The organism is Kineococcus sp. NPDC059986 (assembly GCF_040702905.1).
Lineage (GTDB): Bacteria > Actinomycetota > Actinomycetes > Actinomycetales > Kineococcaceae > Kineococcus.
Genome location: NZ_JBFBND010000004.1, coordinates 1 through 13,032, shown reverse-complemented (window position 1 = coordinate 13,032; position 13,032 = coordinate 1). Strand labels below are relative to the sequence as shown.

Below are 13,032 nucleotides of genomic sequence, written 5' to 3'. Positions count from 1 at the left end.
ACGCCTTCCGCCCACGGACAGGGGGGCGGAAGGGCTCACCACTCGAAGCGCAGGTCCCGCGTGGGGCCGACCGAGGGGACGTCCCGCAGCTCCCCGACGGAGTGGTCGGCGGCGTAGGAGCCCGGGCGCACCCCGACGGCGGCCAGCAGCGCCGGCGCGACCTCGTGGCTGCGCAGCGTCCCGAGGTCGAGCAGCTCCTGCGGCAACGGTCCGCCGATGCGGTGCAGCAGCAGGAACGAACGCCGCACGACGACCTCGTCCTCCCCGTGCCCACCCTCCGGCTTGTGGCCGTGGTCGGTCGTGACCGCGATGAGCCAGTCCTCCCCGAGCTGCTCGCACCGCTCGGCGACGGCCTTGACGAGGTACCGCACGTGCTCGTCGGCGGTCGCGAGCGCCTCGAGGTACTCCGGCCCGGCCGAGCCGTGCCGGTGCGCGGCCTCGTCCGGCCCTTCGAGGTGGACGAACGCCGCATCGGGACCCTCGTGGTTGAGCACCCACGACGCCCGGGTGCGCACCTGCCGGTCGGCGGACCGGCACCCGTCGCTGAAGTCGGTGGCGCCGAACACCTGGTGCTGACCGCCGACCTGCTGGTCGGGACGGCTGTGGACGACCGGGCCGGGGCCGCTGGGGTCGACGAGCGCCGGCCACGTGCAGGCCGCGAACGTCCGCGCCCGGGGGTCCGCGGCGAACACCTGCGAGAGCAGGTCGGGGCAGCGCGCGAGCCGGTGGCCGACGAACTCGTTCCACCAGACGTTGTTCTGCTCGTGCGTCGTGCCCGTGAGCAGCGACGACCACCCCGGACCGGAGTCGGTGGGCGGCGTCATCCACACCGGGACGACCCGGCCGCCGGCCGCGAGCCGGGTCAGCGTCGGGGCGACCCGCTCGGTCGTGCCCTCCACCACCGGCGTCTGCCGGGGAGCGGCCCCGAACTTCGGGTCCGCCGGGTGGTCGGGGACCGCGAACGCGGGGTCCTGAGCCACGACGTCGGGCAGGGCGAGGTCCAGACGGACCCCGTCCAGCCCGACGAGCAGCAGCTTCACGCGAGCTCCGAGGACTGCACGGACCACGACCACCGGTGCGTCCCGGTCGCGACCCGGTACGGCGGCAGCGCGTTGGGGCCGCAGGACGCCGTCCCCAGACCCCGGTGCGCGACGTCCACGACGACGGCGTCGGGGTGGACGGTGACGGTGACCGGCTGGTCGAAGGAGAACCGCAGGACCCCCGCCGTCGTCGTGACGGCGAGCTCGCGGACGTGGGTCCGCGCCCCGTTCTCCTGCGGCCGCACGTACGGGACGGCGAGGTCGGCGACGGGCAGTTCGTGCCAGCCGACGGGCGCGGTGCAGCGGTCCGGGTAGGTCTCCCACGGCCCGGTGCCGAACCAGCGGGCGCCGGTGGCGCGGCCCGCGAGCGGGATGCGGACCCCGACGCGCGGGACGTCCTCGAGACCCTCGGGCAGCTCGACGGTGTCCTCGACGCGCAGCCCGTCCTCGCCGCGCGTGAAGCGCTGGACGTGCCGGACCTCGCCCGCGGTGGTCTTGAGGACGGACGTGACGCTCGACCCGTCGACCACCACGACGGCCGGCTGCGCGTCGCGCAGACCCGCGGCCACCCACCGCCCGCCGTCACCGGCGATGTCGTCGTTGTCCGTCGGCTCCCGCCACAGCGTGAGCTCGGGCCGGGCCAGGCCCGGGAACTCCACGGCTCCGGTGACGTCGACCGCCACGGGCGCGGCCTCCCCGGCCGGGGTCCGGTCCCGGTCGGGCAACCGGACGCACGGGCGGCTGACCTCGGCGCCCGCGGGGTTCCACGCCGTGCCCTCTGCCTGGGTCACGACGAGCTGCAGCCACCGTTCACCGGCCCCGGCCTCGGCGAGTTCCCTGGGGATGTCGACGGTCGCGGTGCAGCCGGGCCCCAGGTCGGGCAGCTGCGCCGGCACGGAGGACGACGTCCCGTCGCTGGCCTCGAGGACCCACTGCCCGCGCAGGTGCCCCAAGCCCGAGAAGTCGTACGCGTTGCGCAGGCGCAGGGCGCCGTCGGCGTACGTCAACCGCACGGGGGAGGAGAGTTCGCGGTGTTCGTACATGACGGGTTTCGGCGTGCCGTCGGGAAGCACGACCCCGTCGAGGCAGAACGCGCCGTCGTTCGGGGTGTCCCCGAAGTCGCCGCCGTGCGCCCAGCGGTAGCCCGGCGCGGGGACGCCGTCGGCGAACTGCCCCGCTCCGGCGCGGCCGGCGGGCAGCCGGTCGTCCTCGCGCTGCAGGATGCCGTGGTCGGCGAACTCCCAGATGAACCCGCCCTGCAGACCCGGCAGCGACTCGATGGCCGCCCAGTAGTCCGACAGCGAACCGTTGGAGTTCCCCATGGCGTGGGAGTACTCGCACTGGATGACCGGCCGCAGCGGCGGGCGCTGCGTCACGTGCTCGACCATCTGCTCCAGGTGCGCGTACATGGGGCAGACGATGTCGCTGGAGGCGAACCCCGCGGACCAGTCGTCCTTGATCGCGCCCTCGTACTGCACGGGCCGGGTCGGGTCGTCGCGGCGGATCCACGCCGCGACGGCGTCGTGGTTGGCGCCGTAGTCGCTCTCGTTGCCCAGCGACCAGACGATGACGCTCGGGTGGTTGCGGTCGCGCCGGACCATCCGCGCCACGCGCTGCGTGAACGCGGGCAGGTAGGCCGGGTCGTCGCAGATCTCGTGCGCCCACGCGTGCGACTCGATGTTCGCCTCGTCGACGACGTAGAACCCGAGCTCGTCGGTGAGGTCGTAGAACGTCGGGTCGTTCGGGTAGTGCGAGGTGCGGACGGCGTTGAACCCGAACCGCTTGAGGGTCAGCAGCTCCTCGCGGACCTGCGCCGTCGTCACCACGCGACCCGTGAGGGGGTCGCGGTCGTGCCGGTTCATCCCGCGGACGAAGATGCGCCGGCCGTTGACGAGCAGGTCGGGACCGACGACGGCGACGGTGCGGAAACCGACGCGCTGGACCTCGGAGTCCACGAGGGTCCCCTCGGCGTCGCGCAGTTCGACCGTGAGGTCGTGCAGGACGGGCGTCTCCGCCGTCCAGGTCGCGATGCCGGGGAACTCGCCGCGGAACCGGGCGCGACCCCGGTAGAGGGAGAGGCGCTCGTCGTCGAGGTCGCGGGCGTGCGCCGCGGCGTCGAAGGTCAGGGCGGTCTCGCCGAGGCTCACGGCGACGCGCCAGCCGTCGGGCAGGTAGCCGCGGCGGGCTCCCTCCCCGAGGTCGCAGCCCACGCGGACGTCGACGGCGAGGGTTCCGTCGGCGGCGGCGACGGTCCGGACGTCGGACAGGTGCAGCGACGGTCGCGTGAAGAGGCGGACGGAACGGGTGATCCCGCCGTGCCACCACTGGTCCTGGTCCTCGACGAACGTGGACGCGGACCACTTCACGACCGTCAGCTCGACCTGCACCGTCGAGCCGGGTGCGGCCCAGGCGGTGACGTCGAACTCGGCCGCGAGGTGGGAGTCCGTGCTGGAGCCGACGGGCTCACCGTCGACGCGGACCAGCAGCGTCGACTCGGCCGCACCGACGTGCAGGAGCACGCGCTGGCCGGCCCAGTCCGCCGGGACGGTGACGTCCCGGCGGTACACACCGGTCGGGTTGTGCGCGGTGGGCGGGGTCGGCGGCAGGTCCGGCCACGGCATCTGGTCGTTCGTGTACCAGGGCGGGTCGGCGACCTCCCCCCACAGCGAGGGTTCGGTCGTCCAGCACCCGGGGACGGACGCGGTGAGCCAGGTGCTCAGCTCCGCGGCCTCGGGGTGCGGCCGGAGCTGGAACTCCCAGTCGCCGTCGAGGTCGACGCAGGTGAACCCGTCGTCCGGGACGGCCCGCCGGACCGTGCCGAGCGGTTCGCGGCGGCGCCCGACGTGCTCGGGCTCGAGCCACTCCCTCACGCGCGGGCCAGCCGGAGGCTGAGGACCTCGAAGGGCCGCAGCGCGAAACCGACGCTGCCGTCCTCGAGCAGCGAGGCGACCCCGCGGGCGGCCGCGGACCCGTCCTGCGCCGGGTCCTCGAGGAGGTCGACGACGGTGGCCTCGGCGATCGGGAACGACGTCCGCAGGACACCCTTCGCGCGCGAACCCCACGCCTCGTAGATGCGGACGACGACGTCGCCCGAGCCGTCCTGGGCGAGCTTCACGGCTTCCAGCGTCGACCCGTCACCGGTCACGGTCACCGGCGCCTGAGGGAGCTCGGCCGGGCCGTCGACCTCGCGCAGCGGGAGGTTCACGTCGTAGCCCGTGCGGACGGCGTCGGCGATCCGCGCCCCCGGCACGAGGGAGTACGACAGGACGTGCCGGCCCTGGTCGGCCTGCGGGTCCGGCATCTTCGGACCGCGGACGAGCGACAGGCGGACGGTCGTCGTCGAGCCGCCGTCCTCGCGGGCCGCGCGGGTCGTGTCGTGGCCGTAGGTGGAGTCGTTGGCGACCGCCACGCCGTAGCCGGGTTCGGCGACGTGCACCCAGCGGTGCATCGCCGTCTCGAAGCGGGCGTGGTCCCAGCTGGTGTTCGTGTGGGTCGAGCGCTGCACGTGGCCGAACTGGATCTCCGAGGAGCTCACCGCGGCGTGCAGGTCGAGCGGGAACGCCGCCTTGAGGAACTTCTCCTGCTCGTGCCAGTCGATCTGCGTGTGGACGTCGATCCGGTCCGACCCCGCGGCGAGGACGTACTCCTGCTCGATGCGCGAGTTGCGCACCGTGCGGACGACGCGCACGCGGGCCCGCAGCGGACCCTCCTCGACGACCGTGACCTCGTCGGCCGCGACGAGGTCGACGACGCGGTTCTTGTAGTGCAGGTCGACGTCCCAGGCGTCCCAGTAGTTCGGGAAGTCGCTGTGCAGCTGCAGCAGGTTCCCGCGCGTCCCGGGGGCGAGGACCTCGCGGTCGTTCACCTCGTCGACGACGGAGGACAGCAGCCCGTCGCCGTCGACGACGACGGTGAGGACGCCGTTGGCCAGGACGAGTCCGCCGTCGGTGCGCGTGACGACCACCGGCGTGGTGCCCTCCTGCGCGGCGTCCGCGAGGACGGCCGCCCCGGAGGCGGGCACGTGGACGAGCCGGCCGTCGACGACCTCGGTGCGGTCGTGTGGGGCGGTGTTGAGCAGGACGCGCGACCCGCTGCCGAGCGCGTGGACGGCCTCGGTGACGAGCGCCTCGAGGTCGGCACGGACCTGGCCGTACGTCTGCTCGGCCTCGCGGTGCACCCACGCGATCGAGGAGCCGGGGAGGATGTCGTGGAACTGGTGCAGCAGCACGATCTTCCACAGCCGGTCGAGCTCGGCGTGCGGGTAGGAGTACGACGGGACGTTGAGCGCCGCGGTCGTCGCCCACAACTCGGCCTCGCGCAGCAGGTGCTCGCTGCGGCGGTTGCCGGCCTTGGTCCGCGCCTGGCTCGTGTACGTCGCGCGGTGCAGTTCGAGGTACAGCTCCCCGGCCCACACGGGCGGGGCGGGGTACTCGGCGCGGGCGTCGGCGAAGAACTGGTTCGGGTCCTGCACCTTCACCTTGGGCGAGCCCTCGAGGTCGGCGAACCGGCGGGCGCGTTCGAGCATCTCGCGGGTGGGGCCGCCACCGCCGTCACCGTGGCCGAACGGGGCGAGCGAACGGGTGCCGCGCCCCTTCTCGGAGTAGTTCTCCACGGCGTGCGTGAGCTCCTCGGCGGAGAAGATCGCATTGTAGGTGTCGACGGGCGGGAAGTGCGTGAAGATCTGCGTCCCGTCGATGCCCTCCCAGCGGAAGGTGTGGTGCGGGAACTTGTTCGTCTGGTTCCACGAGATCTTCTGCGTGAGGAACCAGTCCATGCCCGCGAGGCGCGCGATCTGCGGGTAGGCACCCGAGTAGCCGAAGGAGTCGGGCAGCCAGACGCCCTTGCAGTCGACGTCGAACTCGTCGCGGAAGAACGCCTTGCCGGTGACGAACTGCCGGACGAGGGCCTCACCGCCGGGCAGGTTGCCGTCGGCCTCGACCCACATGCCGCCGACGGGCACCCACTGGCCGGCCTTCGCGGCGGCCTGCATCCGGGCGTAGACCTCGGGGGAGCGCTCCTTGACCCAGGCGTACTGCTGGGCCTGGGAGCAGGCGAAGACGAACTCGGGGTACTCGTCCGCGAGCGCCGTGACGTTGGCGAACGTGCGGGAGGTCTTGCGCTGCGTCTCGCGCAGGGGCCACAGCCACGCCGAGTCGATGTGGGCGTGTCCGACGGAGGACAGCGTGTGCGCGCTGCCGACGGCCGGCGCCGCGAGGACCCTCGCGAGTTCGGCGCGCGCGGCGGTCGCGGTGCCGGAGATGTCGTCGAGGTCGAGAGCGTCCATGGCGCGGTCGAGCGCACGGGCGATCTCGTACCGGCGGGGTTCCTTCTCCGGCAGGTGCCGCATGAGGTCGTCGAGGCACTCGACGTCCACCGCGAGCATCCACACCTCCTCGTCGAGGACGACGAGGTCGGCGACCTTCATGGTGTACAGGTGCTTCTCGCCCGCGGTGGACTTGTCGCCCAGCGGGGTCGGCCGCATGTCGTCGGCCATGATGTCGGGGTTGGCCGCCATCTCCAGCAGCCAGTCGACCGTCTCGCCGCCCTGCGCGTCGCGGACGACGGGGACGATCTTGTTGTCCGGGGCCACACCCTTGATCGGGACCCCGTCGAGGGAGTGCACGAGTGCCTCGGCCTGGTTGCCCGGCCAGTCACCGATGAACCCCAGGTCGAACTGCGCCTCGACGCGCTTGCCCGCCCACTCGGCCGGGACCTGCGCCTGCGCGCGGACCCACGTCGTCGACCACGGCCGACCCCACGTCGTGCCGATCGAGAACTCGCCGAACTCCCCGGCCTCCAGCGCGGCGACGGCGTCGCGCGCGGGCACGGGTTCGTCCGGGACGAGCCACGCCGAGAGCGTCATGGGGACGCGCTGCGGGTGGACCGCCGGGCGGATGCGGTGGTTCAGGACGCGCTGGACGCGGCCCTCGACCAGGGAACGGTCGTCGTGCACGGGGGCTCCTCGTTGAGGGGTTCTGCGGTCGGGGGGCGAGCTGGTGGGTCAGGACCGGCCGAAGACGGCGGCGACCTCGGGGATCCGGTCGACGTACCCGGCGAGCAGCTTCTCGGCGATGTCGACCGAGCGCACGAGGGGGTGCGTCGCGAAGGCCATGAGCGCCTCGGACTCGTCGCCGTGCAGGGCGGCGTTGATGACGTGCCGCTCGACGGCCTTCACCTGCTGCATGAGCCCGAGCTGGTGCAGGTCGGGCGCAGCCGTCGCGAACGGGCGGACCCCGGACCCGTCGACGGCCACGGGGACCTCGACGACGGCGTCGGCCGGCAGCCCGGCGATCGTCGCGCCGTTGCGGACGTTGAGGATCGCGGTCGACGGCTCGTTGCGGCTGATGGCGGCCATGACGGCGAGCGCCACCCCGGCGTAGCCCTGCTGCGAGGGGTCGGTCTCCGGCGGCTCGGGGTTCTCCGGCGCACCCTGCTCGCCGCCCTTGGCCTCGGCCATGTAGCTGGCGCTGCGGTCCAGGACCGTGTCGCGCCACAGCTGCGCGGCGCGGGAACCGGCGCGGGGCAGCTGGTCGAAGAAGTCGCCCTGCGTCTTGAGCAGGAACTCCCCGCGGGTGAGGGAGGACTCGCGGATGCGGGCGACGGCCTCGACGTTGCGGTACCAGTAGTAGAGGTACTCGTTGGGGATCGCGCCGAGCGTCTTGAGCCAGGGGGCGCCGAAGACGTGCTGCTCCTCCAGGTGCGCGAGCAGCCCGTCGTCGCCGAGGAGGTCGGGCAGGACGTCGCGGCCGTGGACCTCGACGCGGCGCAGCCAGCCGAGGTGGTTCAGGCCGACGTAGTCCAGGCGCGCGTGGTCGGGGTCGTAGCCGAGGAGCATCGCCACGCGACGGCCGAGGCCGGAGGGGGTGTCGCAGATGCCGAGGACCTTGTCCCCCAGCACGCCCTGCATGGCCTCGGTGATGATGCCCGCGGGGTTGGTGAAGTTCAGGACGTACGCGGACGGGGCCAGGCGCTTCACGCGCTCGGCGACGTCGACCATGAACGGCACGGTGCGCAGCGCGTACGCCAGGCCGCCGGGGCCGGTCGTCTCCTGGCCGAGGACGCCGAGGTCGAGGGCCACGCGTTCGTCGGCGCAGCGACCGGCGAGACCGCCGATGCGGACGGCGGAGAACACGAAGTCGCTGCCCTCGAGCGCGACGTCGAGGTCCGTCGTCGTCTCCAGCCGCGGCGGGTCGGTGAACCCCTCGGCGAGCTGGTCGAGCACGGAGCGCATCCCCGCCAGGCGCGACTCGTCGGCGTCCTGGAGGGTCACCGTCGTGATCCGCGGGTCGCCCTGGTCGCGCAACAGCGCCTGCCACACGAAGGGGGTGCGGAAACCGCCACCCCCGAGGATCGCCAGCTTCACGCGCCCACCCCTCGCTGCTCGTTCACGCACGCAGACTATGACCGAACGCGCATCCTTGACTAGTCTGTTGCGCAATCGCCTGCACGATCGATCACCCGTCCGCGAGGAGCCCGCCCGTGTCCGACCTCGACCTCGTCTTCGGCGGGCGCGTGTTCTGCGACCTCGTGATGTCCGGCGTCGCCGCCCCCACGATCGGGGCCGAGGTGTTCGCCGACGGGTTCACGGTGACGGCCGGCGGGACGGCCACCCGCGCCGTCGCCGGCGCCCGGCTCGGGTTCCGCACCGCGCTCGTCGGGGCGACCGGGTCGGACATGTTCGGCGCGGCCGTCCGCTCCGAACTGGCCGCCGAGGACCGCCTCGACCTGCGCTGGCTCGCCGAGCTCCCCGACGCCCACACCGCGGTGACCGTCGCGCTGACGAACGCCGCCGACCGCAGCTTCGTCACGTACGAGGAGCGCGCGACGTGGTTGCCCGACGCACTGCCCGTTCCCCTGCCCTCGGTCGGCGCCTGCCACGTCGGGATCGCCGAGGGGATCCCCGCCTGGGTCGCCGAGGTGCGCGCGGCCGGGACGCTCGTCGTCGGCGGGGTCGGCTGGGACGAGACCGAGCAGTGGGACACCGCTGTGCTCGACCGGCTCGCCGAGCTCGACGCGTTCGTGCCCAACGAGGACGAGGCCCTCGCGTACACCCGCACGACGGACGCCTCCGCCGCGCTCGACGCCCTCGCCGCGCGCACGAGTCTCGTCGTGGTGACGCGCGGGTCCGCCGGCGCGATCGCCGTCGACGCGGCGACCGGGGAACGCTGCGAGGTCGCCGCCCCCCGCGTGGACGCGGTCGACCCGACCGGGGCCGGCGACTGCTTCGTCGCGGCGTTCTGCGGCGGCCGGACCGCCGGGTGGTCCTTGGCGACGTCGGTGGGCTTCGCGGTGCTGGCGGCGTCGCTGTCGGTGCAGCGGCTCGGCGGGTCCGCGGGGGTGCCGACCCGCGCCGAGCTCGCCGCGGCGATCGCCTGGCACCGGGAGCACGACAGCCTGCCCGCCGGCGACTGGGGGCGGGTGCTGGAGCACCTGCAGGGCTGACGTCCTGTCGGGGGTGTCTGCCATGGTCGTCGGGTGATCCCTTCCGCGGCCACCTCGACGCCCGCTCTGCGACGGGTGGACGACGCCGCGCGACGAGCGCTCCTGGCCTGGGCCGACCTCGACCGGTTCGAGACGCCCGAGGTGCCGAAGGACTCGCGGTACCGGGCCTCCGGACGGCTGCGGACGGAGATCCTCGACGGGATCTGGCCGCCCCGGCCCCCGCAGGCACCTCGCGCCGGCGAGGTGCTCGTGTGCTCGGTGCTCGTGGGGTGCGTCCCGCGACGGCAGGTCGAGGACGACCTCCTCGCCGCCTTCGCCGACGACCTGCGCCTGACGGAGTCCGTGCGCCCCGCTCGCACCGACGGTCCCCTGACGTACCGCGCGGAATTCCTCGTCGACGCGGTCGGCGTCCCCGTCGAGGGATCCCTGCAGTACCACCCGCTCGTGGACTTCACGGCCGCGGTGCGCACGACGCCGGGTGGGACCGCCGACGCGCTCCGCCACGTGGAACGTCGCGAGCAGGCGCTGGTGGAGGCCTTCACCGAGGTCCTGCACGACGAGGACCGGCGACCGGCCGACCACGTCCGCGCCGTCCTCGGCGTCGTCGACGACGGCACCGGCCACGTGCGGTTCGACGCGCGCTGGGTGCCGGAGGACCAGGCGGCCTCCCCGCCGCCGCGCGGCTTCTACCGTGCCGACCTCCTCCACGTCGCGAACCACCCGACGTCCCCGGCCGCCGCCACGTTCCTCACCGGTCGGCCCGGCGCGACCCCGCCCGGTGCGGTCGACGTCCTGCGCCGCGACGCCCGTGAGCGGCTCCTGGACCCCCTGTCGCTCCCCCGGTCCACCTGGCCCGGCGAGAACATGCCCCGGCTGTCGCAGCAGGTGGCCGTCCAGGCCGTCCTGACGAGCGAGGCCCCGGTGTGCGCGGTGAACGGTCCGCCGGGGACGGGCAAGACGACGTTGCTGCGGGAGTTCTACGCCGCCGTGGTCTCCGACCGCGCCCGCGTGATGGTCGGGTTCGACGATCCGCGCTCGGCCTTCGGTGCGGCACAGACGCTTCCGCTGACCCAGGGTGGCACCCGCCGGTTCCACCGCGTCGACGAGCGGCTCACCGGGTTCGAGGTCGTCGTCGCCTCCTCCAACAACGCGGCCGTCGCGAACGTCAGCCAGGAGGTTCCCGGCCTCGGGGAGATCGCGGAGGGGTGGCGGGAGCAGGTGTCGTACTTCCGCGACGCCACCGCCCCGGACCCGTCCTCCGGCCGCGGGCGGCCCGGCCTGCTCACGGACGACGCCCCCGCCTGGGGACTCGCCGCGGCGACGCTGGGACGGCGCAGCCTTGGCCACCGCTTCGGCACCGTCGTCGGGCGGTACCTCAAGGCCGACGACCCCGGCGACCACCTTCTCGGAGCGCTCCGCCAGGGCGGCTCGCTCGAGGACTGGCAGGCGGCGCGACGACGGTTCACCACCGCTCTCGAGGCGGTCGAGGCCCACCTCGTCGGCGTGGCGTGCGGCCGCGACGCGGCGCTCGTCGCCCGCGCTGGTGCCGACGCCGCGACGGCGCGGTGGGAGGCGGCCCGTGACGGGATCACCGCCGCGACGGCGTCCGCCGCGGCCGCTCGCCGCGAGATCCCCGCCGCCGAGGAGCGCGCCCGCCTCGCCGCGGACGCCGTCGTCCGTCTGCGCGCCGCGCGCCCGGGCTTCTGGGCCCGCGTGGGGAAGACCGCCGCGGCGCGGGAGGCCGAGGCCGCGTTCCAGCGAGCGGTGACCGACTCCACCGCAGCCGAAGAGCGGCTGCGGTCCCTCGCCGAGGTGGTGTCCGAAGCCCACGTGGCCCACGTCCGGCTCGAGGCGGCGTTCCTCGACGCCGGGACCGCCCGCGACGAGGCGGAGCGTCGGACGCGGGAGGCAGCCGCCGCGCTGGGACCCGCCGCGGTCGACGAGGCGTGGTGGTCCCGGACCCGCGCCGACCAGGAGAAGGGGCAAGCATGGGTCGATGCTGAGCTGCACGCCCTGCAGTGCGAGGTGTTCGGCGCCGCGATGGCCGTGCACGAGCAGTTCGCCCGTCGGGCGGGTCAGCAGGTGGCGACGAACCTCCGGGCCTGGATGCACCTGCAATCCGGGGAGGTGCGGCAACCCGAGGCGAACCGGCTCGCCACCGACGTGTGGCGGTCCTTCTTCCTGCTCGTCCCGATGGTGTCGACGACCTTCGCCTCGATGGCCCGCCTGTTCTCCGGTGTCGAGGCTGGCGCCCTCGGGTGGCTCGTCGTCGACGAAGCGGGGCAGGCGACGCCGGCCCAGGCCGTGGGGGGTCTCCACCGTTGCCGTCGGGCGCTCGTCGTCGGTGACCCCCAGCAGCTCGAGCCGGTGGTCGCCCTGCCCGACGTCCTCGTCAAACGGCTCCTCGCCCACCACGACGCTCCCCCGGAGCTGTCCCCCACCCGAAGTTCGGTGCAGCGGTCCGCCGACGCGGTGTCCCGCTGCGGGACAGCACGTCCCGGTGGTTGGGTGGGATCACCCCTCCTCGTGCACAACCGCTGTCTCGACCCGATGTTCACCATCGCGAACGAGATGGCCTACGACGGCGAGATGGTCTCCGGACGCGTCACGGGTCCCGCGGAAGGTGTCGAAGCGGTGGGCGACAGCCGGTGGATCGACGTGCCCCACCCGCCCGGGAGGCACTTCTCCCCCGCCGACGCCGACGTCGTCGCCCAGGTTCTCGGGTCGTTGGACGCCGAGGACACCGCGGTGTCGGTGGCCGTCATCAGTCCGTTCCGTGACGTGGTGGCCGGCCTCAGGGACGTGGTCTCGGCCCACGCCACCGTGGAGCTCGGGACCGTCCACACGTTCCAGGGGCAGGAGCGTGCGGTGGTCATCATCGTCCTCGGCGGGCATTCCGTCGGATCGCGGCAGTGGGTGGCGGGAACGCCGAACCTGCTGAACGTCGCGGTGACCCGCGCCCGGGACCGGTTGATCGTCGTCGGGGACTGGCGGCAGTGGCACGACGTCGGCTGCGCCGCCGACCTCGCCCGGAACCTTCCGCGCACCACCGAGTGACCCGGGAACGCAGAAGAGGGGAGCAGCACCGCCGTAGCGGTGCCACTCCCCTCAACCACATTCTCACTGCAAAAGAGTGAGTGGCCGGCGGTGACCTACTCTCCCACCCAGTCTCCCGAGCAGTACCATCGGCGCTGGTGGGCTTAGCTTCCGGGTTCGGAATGAGACCGGGCGTTTCCCCACCGCTATGACCACCGGACCACAAAGGCCAGGATCCACCACACACAACCCCCCGCCACCGAAGCAGCACAAGATTGCGCAGGTTCTCTCCCGAGAACCACACAATGGACGCGAAACACTACAGCAGTGTCATCGAAGATCGACCTCAACCGAGGTCTGATTCATTTCATGCTCGTGCACTCATCGCACACACCCAACGCCACCACTCACGTGATGGAAGCTGGTGCGTAGTAGACAAGTGATCGGCCTATTAGTACCGGTCAGCTCCACAACTCGCTAGTCGTTGCTTCCACACCCGGCCTATCAACCCCGT

General features: G+C 73.2%; 6 protein-coding genes and 1 rRNA gene. 2 read left to right on the top strand and 5 right to left on the bottom strand.

Features of this window, described 5'->3' with window-relative positions:
* Nucleotides 1–35: 35 nt before the first annotated feature.
* The 4 genes from AB0637_RS04905 to AB0637_RS04890 are packed head-to-tail and all read right to left on the bottom strand — an operon-like array spanning nucleotide 36 to nucleotide 8,403.
* Nucleotides 36–1,040, bottom strand: a complete 1,005-nt coding sequence (locus tag AB0637_RS04905; protein WP_366170054.1) for an alkaline phosphatase family protein — start codon at nucleotides 1,038–1,040, stop codon at nucleotides 36–38.
* Nucleotides 1,037–3,910: a glycoside hydrolase family 2 TIM barrel-domain containing protein gene (locus AB0637_RS04900; protein WP_366170053.1), complete on the bottom strand. Its 2,874-nt coding sequence runs from the start codon at nucleotides 3,908–3,910 to the stop codon at nucleotides 1,037–1,039. The genes AB0637_RS04905 and AB0637_RS04900 overlap by 4 nt, the downstream gene beginning before the upstream one ends.
* Nucleotides 3,907–6,993: a glycoside hydrolase family 38 C-terminal domain-containing protein gene (locus tag AB0637_RS04895; RefSeq protein ID WP_366170052.1), complete on the bottom strand. Its 3,087-nt coding sequence runs from the start codon at nucleotides 6,991–6,993 to the stop codon at nucleotides 3,907–3,909. The genes AB0637_RS04900 and AB0637_RS04895 overlap by 4 nt, the downstream gene beginning before the upstream one ends.
* A gap of 48 nt (nucleotides 6,994–7,041) precedes the next feature.
* Nucleotides 7,042–8,403, bottom strand: a complete 1,362-nt coding sequence (locus AB0637_RS04890; RefSeq protein ID WP_366170051.1) for a 6-phospho-beta-glucosidase — start codon at nucleotides 8,401–8,403, stop codon at nucleotides 7,042–7,044.
* Nucleotides 8,404–8,519: 116 nt separating this feature from the next.
* Here AB0637_RS04890 and AB0637_RS04885 point away from each other — a divergent pair, with 116 nt between their 5' ends.
* Nucleotides 8,520–9,482 carry a PfkB family carbohydrate kinase gene (locus AB0637_RS04885; RefSeq protein ID WP_366170050.1) on the top strand — a complete coding sequence of 321 codons (963 nt, stop codon included), beginning with the start codon at nucleotides 8,520–8,522 and terminating at the stop codon, nucleotides 9,480–9,482.
* 33 nt (nucleotides 9,483–9,515) lie between these two features.
* Nucleotides 9,516–12,539, top strand: a complete 3,024-nt coding sequence (locus tag AB0637_RS04880) for an AAA domain-containing protein (RefSeq protein ID WP_366170049.1) — start codon at nucleotides 9,516–9,518, stop codon at nucleotides 12,537–12,539.
* 82 nt (nucleotides 12,540–12,621) lie between these two features.
* On the opposite strand, the gene rrf is transcribed toward AB0637_RS04880, so the two are convergent.
* Nucleotides 12,622–12,738: ribosomal RNA gene (rrf, locus tag AB0637_RS04875) — 5S ribosomal RNA — on the bottom strand.
* Nucleotides 12,739–13,032 lie beyond the last annotated feature (294 nt).